We start from the raw sequence: 20,614 nt of genomic DNA, 5'->3' as shown, positions 1-20,614 counted from the left end.
CGACGCACACGTTCCTGCGTCGATATGGACCATGGTCAAAGCCGCCGGATGGGAGCAATTATACTGTCGTATCGAAGGCCTAATGCCTGGCGGTACCGGCGCCCAGCCTGTCCGCGATGCGCACCAGGTCCGGCAACGATTTCGCCTGCATCTTGCGCATCACCTGGGCGCGATGGACCTTGACCGTGACCTCGCTGAGCTGAAGCTCGCCGGCGATCTGCTTGTTCATCTGGCCGGCGGCGACCAGCGCCATGATCTCCTGCTCGCGCGGCGTCAGCGTCGCGAAGCGTTCCCGCAGCTCCGCGAGCATGGCCAGTTCCGCCCGGCGGCTCCGGTCCAGCTCGATGCCCCGGTGGACCGCGTCGAGCAGATCCTGGTCCCGGAAGGGCTTGGTCAGGAATTCGAGCGCGCCCGCCTTCATCGCGGCCACCGACATCGGGATGTCGCCGTGCCCGGTTATGAAGACGATCGGGATGCTGATCCCCGACCCCGCCAGCTCCCGCTGGAACTCCAGCCCGCTGGAGCCGGGCAGCCTGACATCCAGGATCAGGCATCCGGGCGCGTCGATCCGCTCCCCGACCATGAAGGCCTGCGCCGTGTCGAACACCTGGACCGAGTGGCCGACCGAGCGCAGCAGGCTTCGGATCGACTCCCGGACGGAGGGATCGTCATCGACGACGAAGACGACGGAGGGCGGCTCGCTGCTCGACGCGGGGTGTCTCATCGGGCCTGCTCCCCAACCGGCCAGACGCCGTCGTCGCCGCCCGGCAGCGTGAACCGGAAGACCGCGCCGTGCGGGACATTGTCGTCCGCCCAGAGCCGTCCGCCGCCGGCTTCGATGATCAACCTGCAAAACATCAGTCCCATGCCCATTCCGTCGGGTTTCGTCGTGTAGAACGGTTCGAAGATCCTGTCCCTGTGCTCCGGATCGAGGCCGGATCCGGAGTCCTCGACGGACACCATGACCTCGCCGGGAGCCTGCGACCGGGACGTGACCCGCAGCACGCGCGCCCTGCCCGTCACGGAGCACATGGCGTCGATCGCGTTCGAGACCAGGTTGGACATCACCTGCTGGAGCTGGATCGGGTTGCCGGTGACGGTCGGCAGCCCCGGCTCCAGCGCCGTTTCGACGGTCACCCGGCCCAGGCGGGCGTCATCCCGGCAACGGTGCAGGACCTCCTCGATCAGCCGGTTGACGTCCAGCGGAACGCGATCCCGGGTGTCCTTCTTGAACATCGTCCTGATGCTCTCGACGACCGTCCCGGCGCGGTGGCCGTCCTTGACGATCCGTTTCAAGGCCGCCTGAACCTCGCCGAGGTCGGGGTCCTTCTTTTCGAGCCAGCGGAGCCCCGCATCCGCGTTCGTGACCATGCTCGCCAGGGGCTGGTTGATCTCGTGGGCGATCAGCGCCGACAGGCCCTCCATCGCGGTAAGCCTCGTCTCGCGCGCGCGGCGTTCGGCGGAAACCGAACGGGCGACCCGGGCATAGAGGGTCGTCGATTCCGACAGCAGGACGAGCAGGACGATGCTGGCGGAAGCCAGCCCGTAGGAACGCCCTCCCCACCAACCCACGCTCAGGCGGATGCCGGCACTGATGTAGGAAAGCAGGATGATCTCGATCAGCAGCGTGCAGAGGACGACCATGAGCCAGAGATCGAGGACCGATCGCCTGCGGACGAACAGGACGGTGAGCGCCGTCAGGTAGAGGAGCACCGCCGTGGCCGGGACATAGAGCCATATATCGGTGACGGTCCTCGCGTTCCTCATGAAGTTCGGCAGCGAATCGTCGTTGGCCAGGATGATCCAGGTCAGCCCGCCGGCGGCGGCGAGCGTGCCGGCGACGCTCCCGACGATCGCTTTCCGGACCGAACCCTGGAACCTGGGCACCGAAGTCGCTCCGTCCTTCGAAAGCGCATAGGCGAGCACGAACAGAGGGAAACCCAGGCGGCGCAGTGCGGCGATCGACGCGGTGGCCTGCAGCCCCGCGTCCAGGCCCAGCGCGTGGAACACGCCGGGAAAGGTGAGCATCCACGGCACCACCATCAGGCCCGAGAAGAGGTAGCCGATCGCCAGGACGAGGACGGCCCGCGACTGCTGGACAGAGAACAGCGCCAGCAGCAAGGCCGAGGTGATCAGCTCGATCAGCAGGATCGCGGACCCGTAGGCCGGAAGCAGGACTTCCGTGCCGGCCAGGGGAATGCGCGCGAACGGCACCGTGACCAGCAGTTCGACGACCAGGACGACGAGCACGCAGACGGCCAGCCGCTCCTGGTTCCGGGACGGCGGCGATGTGGACAGCAGGAACGGGTGGTCGCCCTGCGCACGCCTCGGTGATCTCACGCACGTCTCCCCAATCTGCCGCCCCGCGGGCCGGAGGATTGCAGCGAAAGTCGGATGGACGCAACAGGACAGCTTCGGCAAGGGTCGGTGGCGGGGACCGATCGCTTCGGTTGCTATCCTCTCCCCGACGGACTATGGCAGTGGGAAACGGGCCGGCTCCGGAAGTCGAAGCCGCGACCCGCGTCATCTCGGGAGTTGGATGCGGACATGGCTGACGAAGCGCGGAAGGTAGCACTGGTGACAGGGGCGGCCCGGGGCATCGGCCTCGCCGCGGCGAGACGTTTTCTGGCCGGCGGCTGGCGGGTAGCACTCCTCGACATCGACGGCGGGACCCTCCGGGAGGCGGTCGCCTGGGCCGGCGCGCCGGAGGCGACGATGGCGCTCGTCTGCGACGTCGCCGACCCGGACGCGGTGAACGGCGCCGTGCAGGATCTCGGCAGCCGGTTCGGTCGGCTCGACGCCCTGGTGAACAATGCCGGCATCGCCGTCTTCAAGCCGATCCTGGAGACGTCGTTCGAGGAATGGTCGCGCGTCCTCGCGGTGAATCTGAGCGGTCCGTTCCTGTGCACCCAGAAGGCCGCGCCGCTGATGGCCGAGACCGGCGGAGGCGCTGTCGTGAACGTCACGTCGATCTCCGGTATGCGGGCCTCGACTCTCCGCGTCGCCTACGGCACGAGCAAAGCCGGGCTCGCTCACCTGACGAAGCAGCAGGCGGTGGAATTGGCCGGTCTTGGAATCCGCGTCAACGCCGTGGCACCCGGCCCGGTCGATACGGCCATGGCCAAGGCGGTGCACAGCCCCGCGATCCGGGCGGACTATCGCGACGCCATCCCGCTTGGCCGCTACGGGCTCGAGGAGGAGCTTGCCGAAGCGATCTTCTTCCTGTGCAGCGACGGCGCCAGCTACATCACCGGGCAGACGCTCGGCGTGGACGGAGGTTTCGGCGCCACGGGCATCGGGTTGCCGACGCTGCGCGGGCAGGCACGTAACGACTGACGGCGGAGTCCTGGCGTCCCATGGGACGAGGGCCGGCGGTGATCGAGGATTCCTGCCGGGGAAATGGTCAGCCTCGCGAGGGCGGCGGAGCCCGCGGAGAACGAAAGCCGCCTTGGTTTGAGCGCGATCGATCCAAGTTAATCGGGTCAGAGTATGCGTTTCGCGTGGGGAAAGCAGGCGTCATGGAACGGCAACACGGCATCCTGATCATCGGCCACGGGTCGGAGCAGAGTCCCGGCCCTCTCGTCTCCGCCAGCGGTCACGCGGAACGCCTGATGGAAAGCGGGCGTTTCGCGGAGGCCCGCGTCGCCTTCCTGATGGCCGGAGAGGATCCCCGCGACCAACTGGAGGCGATGCATGCGCGGACGATCCATGTCGTCCCGCTGTTCATGTGCGACGGCTACTACACGCGCACCGTCATCCCGAAGACGCTGGGGCTCCGGGGACCCCGGACCTCTCGCGGCGGCAGTCTCCTGATCTACGGGGCGCCGATCGGCATGCATCCCGGCATGGCGGATATCCTGAGGCTCAGAAGCCTGGAAACCTGCCGTGCGGCGGGATGGAAGCCATCCCGTACGCGGCTGATGGTGATCGGCCACGGCTCACCGAAAAGCCCGGCATCGGCCGAAGTCACCCGTCGCCACGCGGGGGAGATCGGGCGCCGGTCGGAGTTCCTTGCGGTCGAGTGCGCCTTCATCGACGAGGCTCCGAAGATCGAGGACTGGCTGCACGATCTTCCCGCCGAAGGACCGCCCGTCGTGCTGGCCGGCTTCTTCGCGGCCGACGGGCTGCATTCCTCCCTCGACATCCCCGGCTGGATCGAGGCATGGGAGGAACGGACCGGATCCCGGCCGGGAGCGCGGGTGCGCTATACCGGGGCCGTGGGCGCCGACGAGAGGGTGACGGCCCTGATGGTCGAGGACATCGAAGCCGGGTCACGCTCAAGGCGTAGCGGCGGGCCTGGCGGGTCATGTTGCTGATCCTGGCGATGTGGCCGTTGCGGATCGCGCCGGACCGAGGCGTCGAGCCGCGGACGGAATGATCGACCTGAACCGGGCGCTGCTTTGCCCCATCGCGTATCTGCCTCGGTAAGGCATGAACCAACCCCTTCCGATAACGAAACACCATGATCCATCAGAATTAACTTTAAAGTTGTGGTAGCACATAGGATAGACGCCGGATGTCTTTCGTCAGGTGGCCGGGGAGGGCGTTCCCAAATAGAACTCTGCCATTCGTTTATGTACTTTATTAGTCACCCCGACATCTTTCCAAAGATGTAATGTAATTCCTGCACGGAATTTGTTAGACCTGAAACACCACATCAAGTTCAGGGACTAATTTACAAAGATAAAACGTGCACATCACCTGAACGCCCTGGAGGCGAAATGCTCAGGCTGTCAATTCCGTGCACAAACAAAACGGAGGAGACCACCGATGTCCTATTTCGGCGATCACGACCACAAAGATGACGAAACCAACGATTATGATGGTCACAACGACTATCATCATTGGAAAAAGTACAACGTGATTTTCGGCACGAAGTATGCCGATGAGATTCATGGAACCAAGAAGCATGACCTGATCCTGGCCGGAAGAGGCGACGACAAGGTCTGGGGCAATAACGGTGACGACGTCATCTACGGCCAGAAGGGCGACGACAGGCTCTATGGCGACAATGGCGATGACAAGCTCTTTGGCGGCAAGGGCAACGACTACCTCGACGGTGGAAACGGCGACGACAAGCTCTACGGTGACGAAGGTTACGACGAGCTCTATGGCGGCAGGGGCGACGACTACCTCGACGGCGGAAACGGCGACGACAAGCTCTACGGCGGGAACGGCCGCGACAAGCTCTACGGCGGCAACGGCGACGACTATCTCGACGGCGGCAACGACGACGACAAGCTCGACGGCGGGAACGGCCGCGACAAGCTCTACGGCGGCAACGGCGACGACTATCTCGACGGCGGCAACGGCGACGACAGGCTCTATGGCGACAACGGTCGCGATACGCTGTATGGCGGCAACGGCGACGACCATCTCGAAGGCGGCAACGGCGACGACAGGCTCTACGGCGACCGTGGCCATGACCATCTCTATGGCGGCAACGGCGACGACTATCTCGAAGGCGGCAAGGGCGACGACAAGCTCTATGGCGGCAAAGGCAGGGACGTTCTAGTCGGCGGTGAGGGTCGGGACACGTTCTACGTGGATAAGCACGACATCATCAAGGACTTCAACAAGTACGAAGACTATATCGTCTACGATCACCACATCGCCTGACGCTCCGATCCGCGGATCCGGGACATCAAGACTGCAAGCGGGCGGACCCGGAAGGCTTCCGGGTCCGCTCCCCGCCACCGGAGCGGGTCGTCCGGTGTGCTTTTCAGGAAGAACCGGCGACAGAACCGGTATTGGGGATGCTCAAGCATGCCGTACGATCGCCTGCTAACCGTTGTCCTTTCGCGTTGCCGCGGCCCGCTGCTCTGGATTTCGGCCTTCAGCCTGGTGCTCAATATCCTGACGCTGACCTCGTCTCTCTACATGATGCAGGTCTTCGATCGCGTCCTGGCGTCCGGCAGTCTTTCGACGCTTGTATTCCTGACCTTGGCCGCTGCGGGTGCCCTGGCGCTCATGGCCATGCTGGATTTCGTTCGATCGCGCATTCTCTCGGGGCTGGGGGAGTGGATCGAGCGGCGTCTCGGTGCGGCCGCCCTGGAAAGATCCCTCGAGGGCACCCTGGCCGGCCGGAACGAGCGAACGGATGCCTTGCGCGATCTTGAAATGCTGCGCAACTTCTTCTCCGGCGGCCTGACGTTCCTGTTCGATGCACCGTGGGTTCCCATCTACATAGCGGTCATCTACCTCCTGCATCCGATCCTGGGGCATACGGCCTTGGGGGCAGCGGTGGCGCTGTTCTCCCTCGCCCTCGCCAACAACGCACTGACCGGCAAGCCTCTCGCCGCCGCCAACGTCGCCAGCCGTCGCGCCCTGCGCACCGCCGACGCGGCCCTCAGGAACGCGGAAGCCGTGGAGGCCATGGACCTGATGCCGGGCATCGTCCGCCGCTGGGAAGAGGACCAGGCGACGATGCTGGAGAACCAGGCGTCGGTGTCGCGCAGGGGCGCCCTGATCCTCGACGTGACCAAGTTTCTACGTCAGATGGTCCAGATCGCCATCCTGGGATTGGGCGCCTGGCTGGTCGTCCGGCACGAACTGACCGGGGGGCCATGATCGCCGGCTCGATCATCCTCAGCCGGGCCCTCCAGCCCGTCGAGCAGGCGATCGGTGGCTGGAAGCAGGTCTCGAACGCACGCGCGGCCCATCGACGCCTGAAGGAATTCTTCAATCGCCCGCGACGGCGCCCGGCTGGACTTCCCTTGCCGGCGCCGACAGGACGCCTCGTCGTCGACAACCTGTTCTTCAGGCCTCCCGCCGGCCAGAAACCCATTCTGAAAGGCGTCAGCTTCGATGCCCGTCCGGGTGAAGCGATCGCCGTGATCGGCCCGTCGGCCGCCGGGAAATCAACCCTGGCCCGGCTTCTTGTCGGCCTGCATCCGCCGACATCGGGAACGGCAAGGCTGGACGGCGCGGAAATCTTCACGTGGCGCCGCGACGAGATCGGCGGGTACCTGGGTTACCTGCCGCAGGACGTCGAGCTCTTCTCCGGCACCATCGCCGAGAACATCGCCCGACTTCGCGAACCGGATGCCTCCGCCGTCGTCGCGGCGGCGCAGCTCGCCGATTGCCACGATATGATCCTGCAATTGCCCAGAGGCTACGACACCGAGATCGGCGAAGGCGGAGCCATGCTGTCCGGGGGACAGCGGCAGCGGGTCGGCCTCGCCCGCGCCCTGTACGGCAACCCCAAGCTGGTGGTCCTGGACGAACCGAACGCGAGCCTCGACATCGAGGGGGACGATGCCCTCAACCAGGCGATCGCGACCATGAAGAACAACGGCACGACCGTGGTGGTGATCGGGCACCGGCCCAGCACCTTGTCCCAGGTCGATCGCATCCTGGTCCTGCGCGACGGGCGGGTCAGCCTGTTCGGACCACGGGCGGAGGTGATCGACAGGCTCAAGCGGCAGCGCATGCATCCCATCCCCCCTCAGCCCACGCCGCCCCAGCAGATGCCGTCGCAATCGCCGCCCGCCCGGATCGCCCAGCCCGAAACGGTCGATTGAGAGTCCATTCATGACCGAGACGCCCCCAGCCATTCTTCATCGTTCCCCGGCATGTCCGCCTTATCAGGGCTTGTCGGCCAGGAACCAGAATCCGCCCGTGGGCCGGACCGTCGTGGCAGGCGTGGTGTTGACGCTGCTCGGATTCGGCGGGTTCACCACCTGGGCGGCGCTGGCGCCGCTGGCGAGCGCAGCGATAGCGCCGGGCATCGTGACGGCGGATACCAACCGCAAGACCGTGCAGCACCTCGACGGCGGCGTGATCGCGGAGATCGCGGCCCGCGACGGCGACCGCGTCGAGGCCCGGCAGGTCCTGATGCGGCTGGACGATCTGGAGACCAGGTCCGTCGTGACGCTTCTCGAAGGTCAGCGGCGGGCCTATGCCGCCCAGGAATCCCGCCTGGTGGCGGAACGCGACAAGAAGGACAGGCTGGTTTTTCCGAAGGATTTGGCTGATCTCCGGACCGTTCCGGAGATGGCCCAGATCCTGTCCGGGCAGGAGCGGATCTTTCAGAGCCGGCGTGCCTCGCTCGAGGGCAGGATCGAGGTGACACGCCAGCGCATCGCGCAGTACCAAGCCCAGATCAAGGCATTCGAGGCCCAGTTCGAAGCCGGTCGACAGCAGCTCGACCTCATCCGCGAAGAGCTGGTCGACGTCTCGGAGCTGACGGCCAGAGGGCTGGAACGTAAGCCGCGCCTGCTGGCTCTCAAACGTCAGGCTGCCGGCCTGGACGGTGACCAGGGAGAATTCCTGAACAGCATCGCGCAGGCGAGGGAAGCCATCGCCGAAGCCGAGATGGAGATCCTGAGTGCCGAGGCCGACCATCAGAGCGAGGTCGCGACCGAACTGCGGGATGTCCAGGTTCGGCTGGCCGAAGTGACGGAAAAGCTGGCGGCGGCTCAGATACGCCAGGGACGCCGCGATGTCCTGGCTCCGGAAGCGGGGACCGTGCTTAACCTCCGGTACTTCGCGCCCGGCGCCGTCGTGCCGCCGGGAGGGCCGATCCTCGATCTGGTGCCGCGGGACGACTCCCTCGTGGTCGAGGCGCGGGTCAAGCCGTCCGACATCGATGTCGTCCATGTCGGACTGTCCGCGAAGATCGTCTTCAGCGCCTTCAAGAGCCGGACGACGCCTCAGATCGACGGCAGGGTCACCCGCGTCACGGCCGATGCCCTCAAGGACGAGCGCACGGGAGAATTCTACTATGTCGCACGCGTCGCCGCCGATCCGGCCCAACTCGGCAAGCTTACCGATGTACAGTTGCAGGCCGGCATGCCGGCGGAGACGCTGATCATGATCGGCGAACGCACCATGCTGGAGTATCTGATCCAGCCGATCCGGGACACTTTCCGCAGGGCCTTCCGCGAACAGTGAAGCCCGGCGGTTTTCTACGGGGTTATCGCGATGTCCGGTTCCATGCGTGTGTCGATCACAGCGTCCCTGTTCCCTTGTGCGATGGCGCTGGTTTCGCCGGCTGTTCCGGCAAAGGCCGGCGATCTGGATCTGGTCCTGCCGGTCGCTTGCGAGATCGGCCGCGACTGCTTCGTGCAGAACTTCTTCGATCATGATCCGAGCCCCGACCGGCGCGACTATTCCTGCGGAAGGCTGAGCTACGACGGCCATTCCGGTACGGATTTCCGGGTGATGGACATACCGTCGATGATGCGAGGCGTGACGGTCGTGGCGGCCGCCGGCGGTACCGTGAAGGCCGTCCGCGACGGCATGCCCGATGTCGGTCTCGCCGGGACCGGCCGTGAGGCGCTCCAGGGAAGGGAGGCCGGCAATGGGGTCGTGATCGATCATGGCGATGGCTGGGAAACGCAGTACAGCCACCTGTCGAAGGGCAGCACCGTCGTGAAGCCGGGTCAGCGGGTCGAAGCGGGAACGCCGCTGGGCCGGATCGGAATGTCGGGACTGGCGGAGTTCCCCCACGTGGATTTCTCCGTACGTCACGAGGGCAGGAAGGTCGATCCTTTCACCGGCTCCGCGGATCCGTCGGCCTGCGGCGACACCACGCGGACCCTGTGGCGTGAGGATACGCTGGCGGCACTCCGATACCGGCCCACCGGCGGGCTGGTCTCCGGGTTCGCCGAAGGGCCGGCCGCATCGGAGGAGGCCAGGAAGGGAAGCTATGCCCGGGAAACACTCCGGGACCCGCCGGCCTTGGTCTTCTGGGCCGATGTTTTCGGCGCCCAGGCCGGCGACGAGCAGCAGGTCCGCATAACGGCTCCGGACGGCAGCGTGATACACGAGCATGCATCCACGCTGAAATCCAGCAACGTGTCCTGGTTCGCCTTTTCCGGCCGGAAGCGCCCACCGGAAGGCTGGCAGGCCGGAAAGTACCAGGGCACCTATACCTTGCTGAGAGACGGAACCGTGGTCGCCCGACTGGAGGACAGCGTCGAAGTACGGCGCTGAGGCACACCCCGGAGACGTGCCTCGAGACTGGGATCGATGCGCAGGGAAATGCCGGTTATGCCGGAAGGCATGTCCAATTTGCCCTATCCAACTGCCCGCATAGGTCTTTTTATCCGCGATAAAGGGTTAATTTTTCCTTTATATTGCACTATTTTTCGGGCAATGTCTTTCCAACGCAGTATCGAACGCGCCAACGCCCACCACCTTGGATCATGCAGCCGTTCGATCGTCGATGCATTCGGAGAGATCCCGTCATGACCACGTCCCGCACCTTCCTGATCGAACCAAACCGCCTTTTTCGCCAGGGCCTGAGGCACCTGCTGTCCGGCACCCGTTTCGAGGCGGGTGCGGAATTCGATACGGTCAAGCTGGCCCTGGAAGCCGGCGACGCCGGGTTCACGCCCGATCTCATCATCAGCGGCCAGCCGGTAGGGGACGAGGCTGATCTGCGCACCCTTCGGGAGGTGTTCCCGGCCACCCGGATCCTCGTGCTGGCCGACGACATGTCGGTCGATGTGCTGCGCACCGCCATGGGGGCCGGTGCGGACGGCTTCCTGAGCAAGAACGTCTCGCCGGAGGCGCTGATCCAGTCGCTTCAGCTCATCATGCTGGGCGAGAAGGTGTTCCCGACCAATCTTGCGGCGATGCTGCTCGACATCAGCGCGCCCTCGCCCCAGAACTCGATCCGCGGCCTGTCGCCCCGCGAGCAGGAGATCCTGCAACTGCTGGTCACCGGGGCCAGCAACAAGATGATCGCGATCCGGCTCGGCATCACCGAGGCGACCGTCAAGGTCCATCTGAAGACGCTGCTGCGCAAGATCGACGTCAACAACCGCACCCAGGCGGCGATCTGGGCCATGAACAACGGCTTCTCGGCGGAAGGCGCCGGCACGCCGACCCGCGGCTTCCAGGCGGCTTCCGCCTGACGGGCACGGGCGCGCGGCGGCGCCTTACATCCTTGTCCCCCTCAAGGAAGCACGGACCCGGCTTCATACAATCTTAAAGGGCCATGAAGCATAACCCCTTGGGTTCTCACGTTTCCGATGGGCATGATGCATCCTGTGCCGATCCGCAGGCATGGGACGTATCTCATGGATCTGGGCAAGATCGTTTGGACGGTGTCATTCGTGCTGGTATTGTGCAGCACGCCGATGTTGATTCCCGACCTGATCGGTATCCAGCGCTCGGTCGAGATCGCCAGCGGGGCGGATCTCTGGTACGACGGGGAGCTTTCCGCCGACCTGCTGCGCCTCCAGGTCTCCATCCGTGCGGTCGAGCCGGACAGTCGGACGGAGGTGGCCGAGGAGGTGATGCTCCGCCTCGACAACGTGTTCAACCGGATCAACGCATTCCCGGAGGCAGGCAGCGCCGAATGGCACACCTGGGCCGCCGGGCGCGAGGCCGGCGTCGCGGAGGTCCGGCGGGTCATCGACCGGATCGACCGTTACCTGCCCCTGCTCCGAACCGATCGGGCCGCTTTCCGGACACTGGCGGACCGCACCGTCGAAGAGGCGGTGGTCGTCCATCGGCGGGTGCTGTTCGCCGGGTCGGACCACCAGAACGTGCTGGTCGGCCAGATACAGCGCCAGGTCAGCGTCTTCCAGATGAAGCTGCTGGGCTACGGCGCCGGATCCGCCCTGCTGGTGCTGGCTTTGGTCTGGCTGATGCTGCGCCATGTCGGGGCCGAGAAGGAGCTCAGGAAGACCAACCGGGATCTCCGGGACCTGACGGATCGCCTCGTCGTCGCACGTGACGCGGCCGTGCGGTCCAACGAAGCGAAGACCAACTTCCTGGCCAATGTCAGCCACGAGCTGCGCACGCCGCTGAACGCCATCCTCGGCTTCTCGGAAGCGCTGGCGAGCGGCATCTTCGGCCGGTTGGCCAGCCGCCAGGAGGAATATGTCGGCGACATCCATCAGTCCGGCCAGCGCCTTCTGGCGCTGATCAACGACATTCTCGACCTTGCCAAACTGGACGCGGGCAAGCTGGAGCTCCGGGAAGAAGCGGTCGCCTTGGACATGCTGGCAGCCGAGGCGGTCCGCGACCTGCGGGTCGCTTCCCGCGCCGCCGGGGTCACGGTCGATCTCACGCCGGCCGTGGGCAACGTCACGATACTGGGCGACCCGCTGCGGCTTCGGCAGATCCTGGACAACCTGCTCTCCAACGCGATCAAGTTCACTCCCTGGGGTGGCCGGATCGAGGTCGCCTTGGAGCGGTTCGCCGATGGCCGCACGGTCGTCGCTATATCCGATACCGGGGTCGGCATTCGGGCCGAGGATGTGGCACGCGTCTTCCTGCCGTTCGAGCAGATCGACAGCCGGCGGGCGCCTCAGGTCCAGGGGACCGGATTGGGATTGCCGTTGGTCCGCCAGCTGGTGGAGCGTCACGGAGGCACGGTCAGGATGTCGAGCCAACCTGGCTTGGGCACCCAGGTGCTGGTCGAGTTGCCGCCCGAACGCGCGCTCCGGGCGGAGACCAGCCCAGGGCCGATCGCACCGGGCAACTCCGTTGCGGATCACAGTCCCCGCAACATGGCATGAAGGGGGGGACTCCCCACCGCTTGTCAATGATCCGAGTAGTGTCTGGGGGTGCCCCTTACGTCCGATGATTATGGTTCCCGACGGCCCGACACGCGTCAAGCCTGACCCTGCGGGTCACCGCCGATGGCGGCACGGGCTTGACTCGTGCCGTTCCGCCGGAAGCGCCGCCTCCATCGGATGTAAGGGACAGTATCACCTCCGCCCAGTTTCAGAGGCTTGCTTCAGGCGGCTTGGCGTGTCCGCCCGGCGCGTTGCGGGTCGTACAAGCCGCGGCCACGCAACATGGCGCAAGCGGTTTCCAGCAGCCGGTCGCCGACCGTGCGCAACGCCCGGCCATGACTGTGGCCGGCTTTGCGCAGGGCTTGATAGCGCACCTTGCAGGTGGCGTCGCATTGGACCGCGACACGGCTCCAATGATAGACTGCGTCGCGCAGACGCTGGCAACAGGCCTGACGCATCAGCACGATGCAACTCTTGCCACTACGCCGGGTCACCGGCGCCACGCCGGCCAGCGCCCGCAGGGCTTGATGGTCACCCGCCTTCAGGGGCTCGCCGGCCTCGACCAGCAGAGTGGCGCAGACGATCCTCCCAACCCCCGGCAAGGAGCGCAGGATCGTCACGTCGCTCTGCTGTGGCGGCTGCCCCGGCACCGCCTCCGGTTCCTCTGGAGAGGCCGCCAACTCGGTCAGGATCTGGTCGACCCGCCGCTCGGCCGCCGAGATCTGGCGGTTGACGAGGCGCAGCCGGTCGCGCAAAGCGCCGACATGGGCGCTCGCCGCCTCGACCGTGCCGGACGCCACCGTCAGCGCCGGACGACGCAGGCGTCGCACCACTTCGGCGGCGTCGAGCCGGCGAATCCGATGCTTCCTCAGCAGCTTGGCGATCGTGCTCTCGCGCACCCGGCGCGCCTTGGCCGGCGTTGGCGCCAGCGCCCAAAGATCCAGCAACCATGCCGCCGACAGATCGTCGGATAGGTCCAGAATCTGCGGGTAATAGCGCCAGAGCTGCTCGCGCATCCGATTGGTCAGGCGAACGCGCTCGTGCTTACACTCCTCGGTCATGCGCAGCCGTTCGCGCAGTTCGATCATTCTGGGCTCATCCCGCCTCAGGCGCCGGAAGCAGCGGGTATCGGTGCGCAGGCTGTCGCCCAACACCCGGGCATCGCGCCGGTCGTCCTTGGCTCCGGAAACTGAAAATCGGTCCCGGAAGCGGTCGAGTTGCTTGGGATTGATGGCGTGCACCGCGAAGCCGCGTTCCATCAGGCTCTCCACGACCGGACCGTGGGGCAGTTCGATGCCAATGCCGATGCGTTCCGGAGCGGCGCCCGTGGTCTCGATCAGCCAAGCCGCCAGACCGGCCAGTTCCTCGCCACTGTGGCGCACCGCGCGCTCCCCGCGTACCACGCCACGATCATCGACCAGGCAGACCTGATGAACCTCGCTCGCCCAGTCGATGCCGACATACCAGTCGAACATCTCACTCATTCAAGGGCTCCCATCCAAATGGGCCGCCGCAGCCTGGATCCACCCCTGTACTGGCGCTCGCTTGGCGCTGACTCCCCACTGGGCCTCAGCCGCGGCCTGCCGCCGGGGCACGCGTCCCCCCCAGGTGTTCGTGACACAGGGGGCAAAAGGTTGCTCCCGGCGGATCGGCCCGATCAGTCAACGGCGCTATGATACCGCTGACCATTCGACCCGTGAAGGGTACAGGGGACCGGAAGCGGCTGAGGGAAAGCGGCGTTGCGCCTTACCCCCTTCACCTTCGCCGGTCCCCCGCCGCGACGCCGCTCACACCGCCGCTCCGGCAGCGCCTTTCTTCGCCAGTTCGCGCGCCTCGGCGCTTGCCATCGCAAGCCGGCGCTGGCGGCGGAGCTGGAGTTGCCGGTCGGCGAGGACGCCCAGCAGGATCACGGCCCCCATGACGGCGAAGTTCAGCGAACTCGGTATGCCCAGGATGTTCACGAGGTTCTGCAGGACCTGGAGTAGAACGGTACCGAGCACGATGCCCAGGATCGAACCCTCGCCGCCGCGGAGCGAGCATCCGCCCAGGACCGCGGCGGCTATCGCGTAGAGTTCGTAGAAACTGCCGTGCGCGGACGGCGAGACCGATTGCGTGTAAAAGACGAAGAAGACGGATGAAATGCCGGCCAGGGTTCCGCCGATCACGTAGGCCGCCGCGATCACCGTGTTCGTGGGAATGCCGGAGAACCGGGCGGCCTCCTCGCTCTTGCCGACGGCGAACAGGTAGCGGCCATAGACTGAACGGTGCAGCACGACGCCCATCAAGGTCGCGACGATCAACAGGAAGATGAAGGTATGGGGAATGTTGTAGGTCCGGCCGGACATCAGCCATTCCAAGGTTTCATAGCCATAGCCGTAGCCGAAACCCTGGGTGGAGTCTGCCGTGTACCAGCGCGCGATGCCCCGGTACAGCAGAAGTCCGCACAAGGTCACGACGAACGGCTGCATCTTGAGCCGGGTTACCAGCAACCCGTGGATCAACCCGAGCACCGATCCGCCGGCGATCGTCAGGAGCAGGGCCACGGGCCACGCCAGTTCGTAATTGACGAGCAGATCGAGGAAAACTATCCCCAGCAGCGCGAACATCGAGCCGACCGACAGGTCCACGCCGCCTGAGATGATGACCAGGCCGGCACCGATCGAGATCAGGCCGAACAGTCCGATCTGGTTGGCGAGGTTCATGAGGTTGATCTGGGAGATGAACTGCGGGTTGATCGCAGCCGTGATGGAACCGATCACCAGTATCAGGATCAGCAGGCCGAGTTCTTTCTTAAGCATGGGTGACCAGCTCCTCCCCGCCCATGTTGCCTACGGCGAGCGTCAGGACGTTGTGTTCCGAAAACTGGGGCCTGTCGAGCATCCCGCTGATCCTGCCCTCGTGCATCACCGCGATGCGGTCGCTGACGCCGATGACCTCCTCCATGTCGCTGGAGATCATCAGGATCGCCACGCCGGCATCGGCGAGCCCGCGCATCAGGGCGTAGATCTCGCTTTTGGCTCCGACGTCGATGCCCCGAGTCGGCTCGTCGAAGATGATGAACTGCGGACGCATCGAAATCCATTTGGCCAGGACGACCTTCTGCTGGTTCCCGCCGGACAGGGTGACGGCGTCGGTGTCGATGGACGGCGCCTTGATCGCGAGGGCGCGGCACTGCTCCCTGGCCAGGCTCGTCTCGCGCGACACGTCGACGAGCATGGCCTTGGCCATGCTCCGGAGGTCCGGAAGCGAGATGTTCTCGGCTATGGTCATGTCGAGCAGCAGGCCGGATTTCTTCCTGTCCTCCGGGATGAGATAGATGCCGCAGGCGATCGCATGGGCCGGCACCCTGATGGAGAGAGGCTGCCCATCCAGGAGAATGCGGCCCCCTTTGGCGGCATGGATGCCGAAAACGGTCTGGGCGAGCGAGGTCCGCCCCGCCCCGACCAGACCCGCCAGACCGAGGATCTCGCCGCGATGCACGGTCAGCGAGACCTCCCGCTCGGGAAAGGCCGACGTGACGAGGTTCTGGAGCTCGAGTCCGCCCTTCCGTCCCCCAGCCTTCGGCGGGATATAGAGGGACTTCAACTCCCGACCGATCATGAGGCGGACCATCGCACCGCTCTTGATCTGCGACTTCGGCAGTTCGCCGACCCGGCGCCCGTCGCGCAGCACCACGACCCTGTCGGCGCACTGCTCCACCTCGCCGAGCCGATGGGAGATATAGATGATGCTGACCCCCGAAGCCTTGAGGTCGGCGATGACGTTCAGCAGGTTGTCCGTTTCGGTCAGCGTCAGGCTGGAGGTGGGTTCGTCCATGATGATCAGGCGGGCATCCATGGACAGCGCCTTGGCGATCTCCACCATTTGACGTTGCGCGATGGACAAGGCGTCCACGGGGTCTTCAGGACGGAAATCGACGCCGAGGCGCTTCAACAGCGGCTTCACGCGCTCGTGCAGGGCGGTATTGTCGATGAGGTTGAGGATGCCCCCTTTCCGGGGCTCCCGCCCGATGAAGATGTTCGCCGCGACATCGAGGTTTTCGAACAGGTGCAGTTCCTGATGGACGAACGCGATCCCGGCGCGAGCCGCATCCTTGACGGTCAGCGTGGACCTTGGAATGCCGTCGATGACGATCGAGCCCGACGAGGGCGAGACCACGCCTCCGAGGATCTTCATCAAGGTGGACTTGCCGGCGCCATTCTCGCCGATGAGGCCCACGACCTCACCGTGCCCGACCGAGAAATCGACGCCGGCCAGCGCCTTGACGCCGGGGTACGTCTTCGTGATCGAACGGAGTTCCAGTAGGGTATTCGACATGCGCGAACCTCGTTCGCACGCAAGGAACGGCATTCCCTGCGGTGGCCATTATCCGAAGGACGGCAAAGGGTCCGGCATCCCGATGCCGGACCCTTCAGGAACTACTTTTTCAGCAGTTCCCTGACCTTGGCCGCGAAATCCTTGACGTTGGACTTGTCGATCACCTGGGTGGGAACGATCCTCTGCTTGTTCTCGGGGATGAAGGACCGATCGCCCTCGATGTACTTGGCGAGGTAGATCATGGACTGGTAGCCGAACTCATAGGGCTGCTGGACGACGGTGGCGTCGATCACGCCCTCGGAAATGCCCTTGAGGGTCTGCTGGTCCTCGTCGAAGCCGACGATCTTGAGCGAGCCTCCCTTTCCGGCCGCCTTCACGGCGTTGTAGATCTGCGGCGTGTTGTAGGCCCACAGGCCGACCAGAAGGTCGATGTCAGGATACTTCGTCAGCGTGTCCTCGACGTTGGCCTTGGCCTTGGCCTGGTCGCCGCCATCCGTGCGGACGTCGATGATCTCGATCTTCGACCCGGCTATCGCCTCCTTGATGCCCTGCAGCCGCTCGCGCGCGTTGGCTGCGTCGAGGGTGCCGACGAAGACCATCGCCTTGCCGCCGTCCGGAAGGGCCTTCATCATCTGCTCGCCGGCCTGCCGGCCGGCGGCCACGTTGTCCGTCCCGATATACAGCGCGCGGTTCGACTGGGGGGCGTCCGCGTCCTGGGTGAACAGGACTGCCTTCGCGGCGACCTGATTCAGGATTTCCGTCGAGTTGTCGGGATTGACGGGGCTGATCGAAACCCCGGCCACGCCTTTGGCAAGGAGGTCTTCCAGGATGCGCTTCTGCGCCGCGGCGGACATCTCGCCGGGGATGTAGAACTCGATATTGTAGTTCGGAAGTTCGCTCTGGGCCTTCTCGGTGCCACGACGGGCGATCTGCCAGAAATCCGCGGGAACATTGACCACGAAAGCCAGGGTCTTCTTTCCCTGGGCGAAAGATGGCTGGGTCGTCATGACGCCGGCCAGAACGGCGACAGCCATACCGGCCAGGGCGGTCTTCATCTTGATCATGGCGTTTCCTCTAGGTTGCTTGTTATTTTATTTTGCTTTCACTAACCTAACGCTTCGCCAAACTCCCGACATGCGCGGCTGCCGCGTCGATCCGGAGCTTGTTTCTCCTTGGCCGCAGATTTCACGATGCAAGCCTGCCTCCCGTCAATGATTAATTAGACCCTCAGTATAAAGAGCCATCGATCCTCTCCGGGACCGGCGGACACCATCCGGCGGAGCCGGCCCGTCGCCGAACGGACACCCACGACTGGGACCTCGGCCCTCGCGAGGCTTGCGGACGCAGGATCGGGGGCTTCGGCCTCTCCACCGAGCGGTGCGGCCGGAACTGAACAAAAAAACCCTGCTTCCGTTCAGTTCCTGAAACCACGAGCGGAATGGCCGCCCTGAGCGGCGATCGGCGGATATCCGCCTGATGGTCGCGGGCGCCGACCGCATCGCGGGGATCGCCCCGATCGGTAGGCGGAAGGTCGCGCATGGTCGAACGAGAACAAGAAGCATCCGACATGGGAGGGCCTCAGATGGGAAACGGACTGTATCAGCAGGGCGAGTACGACGAGTATGCCGAATCCGCCCCGGACCGGCGGAAAGCGATGATCCTCTGGGGCATGCGGGCTTTCGGGCTGATCGCGGCCCTTGCGGTCTGGCTCGCCATGGGGAACTCGGAAGGGCTGTCGCCCGACGCACGATGGGTCGCGGCGATCGGCACGCTCATGGCGATCTGGTGGATGAGCGAGGCCATCCCGCTCTCGGCCACGTCGCTGCTGCCGATCGTGCTGATCCCGATGCTGACCGAGCGGACCGTCAGCGAGGCGACTGCACCCTATGCCAGTTCCATCGTCTTCCTGTTCCTCGGCGGCTTCCTGATCGCCATCGCCATGGAAAAATGGAACCTGCACCGCCGCGTGGCGCTGCTGACCCTGGCCCGCGTCGGGGTCGAGCCCCGTCGGATCGTGCTGGGAATGATGCTGTCGACGGGCTTCCTGTCCTTGTGGGTGTCGAACACGGCGACGACGCTGATGATGCTGCCGATCGGCCTGTCGGTGCTCACCCTGGTGGTGGAACACAGCCCGACGCGGCAGAGCGCCTCGGATGTCGAGGCGCTGCACTCGGGCGCCCGCATCACGGACGTCATCGAGGATGACAACATCAAGCGGTTCGGCGTCTGCCTGATCCTCGCCATCGCGTGGTCGGCGACCATGGGCGGGCTCGGAACCCTGCTCGGCAGCCCGCCCAACGCCATCGTGGCCGGCTACGCCGCCGACGAACTCGGCCGCAGCATCGGTTTCCTGGAATGGATGATGATCGGCCTGCCGCTGGCCCTCACCTTCATCCTCATCGGCTGGGTCCTGATGACCCGGGTGCTCTATCCGTTCAGCCTGGATGAGATTCCGGGAGGTCGCGAGATGATCGACAAGGAGATCCGCGATCTCGGCCCGCTCAGCCAGGGCGAGAAGGTCGTCATGGCCGTCTTCGGCGCGGCGGCGTTCCTGTGGGTCGTGCCGGGGCTTCTTGCGGCCATTCCAGGCCTGGGCGACCGGCTCGGACCGATCGGCGACCTCAACGACACCGCGATCGCCATCGCCGCCGGCATAGCCCTGTTCATCCTTCCCGGCCGGGGCCGGACGGAGATGGCCCTGAACTGGAAGGATGCCGAGAACGGGCTGCCCTGGGGCGTGCTTCTCCTGTTCGGCGGCGGACTCAGCCTTGCGAGCGCCGTCGGGGCTTCGGGGCTCGACAACTGGTTCGGCCAGCAGGTGGTCGGGCTGGGGGCGCTTCCCATCATCCTGCTGGTCGCGGCGGTCACCGCGATCGTGCTCTTCCTGACCGAAGTCACCAGCAACACCGCGACCGCCGCGACTTTCATCCCCGTGCTCGGGGGCGTTTCGGTCGGCATCGGAGCGGATCCGCTCACGCTGCTGATCCCTGCCGCCCTGGCCGCGACCTGCGCCTTCATGCTGCCGGTCGGCACGCCGCCGAACGCGATCGTCTTCGGGACCGGCGCGGTGACCATAGGGCAGATGGCGCGGGGCGGCTTCGTCCTGAACCTTATCGGGATCATCCTGATCACCGCTTTCTGCTACGTCCTGGGCGGCCTGGCCCTCGGCCTGAAGTTCTGAATTCCCGGGAGCGGGAGGGAGACCGTCGAAGCGCGGACGTCGACGCTCCCTCCCGCCGCGCGGTCGGCCGGGCGGCGGCCCTTTCGAACCACGCCGCCCCTGGGTCAGGCGGCCGCGGGCAGGCGCGCGATGACCTTGATCTCGAAGTCGAAGCCCGCCAGCCAGTTCACGCCGACCGCGGTCCAGTTCGGATAGGGCGGGTCGCCGATCACCTCCTGCCGCACGGCCATGACGGTCTCGATCTGCGCCTGCGGGTCGGTGTGGAAGGTGGTCACGTCCACGACGTCCCGGAACGTGCAGCCAGCCGCCTTCAGGACGGCCGCGAGGTTGTCGAAGGCCAGCCGCACCTGACGTTCGAAATCGGGCTCGGGCGATCCGTCCGCCCTGCTGCCGACCTGGCCCGAGACGAACAGGAGGTCGCCCGAGCGGATCGCCGCGGAGTAGCGGTGCTTCTCGTAAAGCGCGTGCCGTCCGGGCGGGAAGATCGCTTCGCGACTGGTCATCGTTTCGTTCCTCTTTCGAAGGGGACATGCCGGGCCGGCCGGCGCGACGGTGTTGCCCACCAGGGGCAAGGCACGTGCCCGGGGCTTGCGGGTCCGCAGGTTTCCCCGGACTTCATGAACGGCGCATCGCATTC

The 20,614-nt window shown here is 65.5% G+C and carries 18 protein-coding genes; 11 read left to right on the top strand and 7 right to left on the bottom strand.

Features of this window, described 5'->3' with window-relative positions:
- Positions 1-79: 79 nt before the first annotated feature.
- Positions 80-724 carry a response regulator transcription factor gene (locus IGS68_RS05490; protein ID WP_201077944.1) on the bottom strand — a complete coding sequence of 215 codons (645 nt, stop codon included), beginning with the start codon at positions 722-724 and terminating at the stop codon, positions 80-82.
- Positions 721-2,340, bottom strand: coding sequence for an ATP-binding protein (locus tag IGS68_RS05485; RefSeq protein WP_201077942.1), 1,620 nt, complete (start codon positions 2,338-2,340; stop codon positions 721-723). Before IGS68_RS05485 ends, IGS68_RS05490 begins: the two co-directional genes overlap by 4 nt.
- A 207-nt stretch (positions 2,341-2,547) precedes the next feature.
- Between IGS68_RS05485 and IGS68_RS05480 the strand changes: the two genes are divergently transcribed.
- The 10 genes from IGS68_RS05480 to IGS68_RS05435 all read left to right on the top strand — a co-directional run bounded on the left by IGS68_RS05480 (position 2,548) and on the right by IGS68_RS05435 (position 12,479).
- Entirely contained in the window at positions 2,548-3,336 is a 789-nt protein-coding gene (locus IGS68_RS05480) for an SDR family NAD(P)-dependent oxidoreductase (RefSeq protein ID WP_201077940.1), read from the top strand.
- Between the two features lie 182 nt (positions 3,337-3,518).
- Positions 3,519-4,316, top strand: coding sequence for a CbiX/SirB N-terminal domain-containing protein (locus IGS68_RS05475; protein WP_201077938.1), 798 nt, complete (start codon positions 3,519-3,521; stop codon positions 4,314-4,316).
- Positions 4,317-4,770: 454 nt separating this feature from the next.
- Positions 4,771-5,619, top strand: coding sequence for a calcium-binding protein (locus IGS68_RS35910; protein ID WP_201077937.1), 849 nt, complete (start codon positions 4,771-4,773; stop codon positions 5,617-5,619).
- A 147-nt stretch (positions 5,620-5,766) separates the two neighbouring features.
- On the top strand, positions 5,767-6,570 hold the full coding sequence (locus IGS68_RS05465; protein ID WP_201077936.1) for an ABC transporter transmembrane domain-containing protein: 804 nt from the start codon (positions 5,767-5,769) through the stop codon (positions 6,568-6,570).
- A complete protein-coding gene (locus tag IGS68_RS05460) occupies positions 6,567-7,523 on the top strand; it encodes a type I secretion system permease/ATPase (protein WP_201077935.1) in 957 nt (318 codons plus the stop codon). The genes IGS68_RS05465 and IGS68_RS05460 overlap by 4 nt, the downstream gene beginning before the upstream one ends.
- Before the next feature lie 97 nt (positions 7,524-7,620).
- The gene (locus IGS68_RS05455; RefSeq protein WP_201077930.1) at positions 7,621-8,895 is read left to right on the top strand and encodes an HlyD family type I secretion periplasmic adaptor subunit; all 1,275 of its coding nucleotides are present in this window, start codon (positions 7,621-7,623) and stop codon (positions 8,893-8,895) included.
- An 81-nt stretch (positions 8,896-8,976) separates the two neighbouring features.
- Positions 8,977-9,939 (top strand): M23 family metallopeptidase, encoded by a 963-nt coding sequence (locus IGS68_RS05450; protein WP_247881186.1) that lies wholly within the window; start codon positions 8,977-8,979, stop codon positions 9,937-9,939.
- Between the two features lie 36 nt (positions 9,940-9,975).
- The gene (locus IGS68_RS05445; protein ID WP_201077926.1) at positions 9,976-10,197 is read left to right on the top strand and encodes a hypothetical protein; all 222 of its coding nucleotides are present in this window, start codon (positions 9,976-9,978) and stop codon (positions 10,195-10,197) included.
- Positions 10,194-10,865, top strand: coding sequence for a LuxR C-terminal-related transcriptional regulator (locus IGS68_RS05440; RefSeq protein ID WP_201077923.1), 672 nt, complete (start codon positions 10,194-10,196; stop codon positions 10,863-10,865). The genes IGS68_RS05445 and IGS68_RS05440 overlap by 4 nt, the downstream gene beginning before the upstream one ends.
- Before the next feature lie 165 nt (positions 10,866-11,030).
- The gene (locus IGS68_RS05435; RefSeq protein WP_201077921.1) at positions 11,031-12,479 is read left to right on the top strand and encodes a sensor histidine kinase; all 1,449 of its coding nucleotides are present in this window, start codon (positions 11,031-11,033) and stop codon (positions 12,477-12,479) included.
- Between the two features lie 221 nt (positions 12,480-12,700).
- Here IGS68_RS05435 and IGS68_RS05430 read toward each other — a convergent pair whose 3' ends face one another.
- The 4 genes from IGS68_RS05430 to IGS68_RS05415 all read right to left on the bottom strand — a co-directional run bounded on the left by IGS68_RS05430 (position 12,701) and on the right by IGS68_RS05415 (position 17,860).
- Positions 12,701-13,963, bottom strand: a complete 1,263-nt coding sequence (locus tag IGS68_RS05430) for an IS110 family RNA-guided transposase (RefSeq protein ID WP_201070323.1) — start codon at positions 13,961-13,963, stop codon at positions 12,701-12,703.
- A 303-nt stretch (positions 13,964-14,266) separates the two neighbouring features.
- A complete protein-coding gene (locus tag IGS68_RS05425; protein WP_201077918.1) occupies positions 14,267-15,277 on the bottom strand; it encodes an ABC transporter permease in 1,011 nt (336 codons plus the stop codon).
- Positions 15,270-16,796, bottom strand: a complete 1,527-nt coding sequence (locus IGS68_RS05420) for a sugar ABC transporter ATP-binding protein (RefSeq protein ID WP_201077916.1) — start codon at positions 16,794-16,796, stop codon at positions 15,270-15,272. Before IGS68_RS05420 ends, IGS68_RS05425 begins: the two co-directional genes overlap by 8 nt.
- A 101-nt stretch (positions 16,797-16,897) precedes the next feature.
- Positions 16,898-17,860 carry a sugar-binding protein gene (locus IGS68_RS05415; protein WP_247881185.1) on the bottom strand — a complete coding sequence of 321 codons (963 nt, stop codon included), beginning with the start codon at positions 17,858-17,860 and terminating at the stop codon, positions 16,898-16,900.
- A 518-nt stretch (positions 17,861-18,378) separates the two neighbouring features.
- On the opposite strand from IGS68_RS05415, the gene IGS68_RS05410 reads away from it, so the two are divergent.
- Complete coding sequence (locus IGS68_RS05410; RefSeq protein ID WP_201077914.1) at positions 18,379-19,977, top strand: SLC13 family permease; 1,599 nt, start codon at positions 18,379-18,381, stop codon at positions 19,975-19,977.
- 104 nt (positions 19,978-20,081) lie between these two features.
- On the opposite strand, the gene IGS68_RS05405 is transcribed toward IGS68_RS05410, so the two are convergent.
- A complete protein-coding gene (locus IGS68_RS05405) occupies positions 20,082-20,480 on the bottom strand; it encodes a RidA family protein (protein WP_201077912.1) in 399 nt (132 codons plus the stop codon).
- Between the last annotated feature and the right edge of the window lie 134 nt (positions 20,481-20,614).

Source organism: Skermanella sp. TT6 (assembly GCF_016653635.2).
In the GTDB taxonomy this organism is placed as follows: Bacteria; Pseudomonadota; Alphaproteobacteria; order Azospirillales; family Azospirillaceae; genus Skermanella; species Skermanella cutis.
The sequence above is the reverse complement of the archived record's forward strand: the minus strand, read 5'-3'. Positions and strand labels throughout refer to the sequence as shown.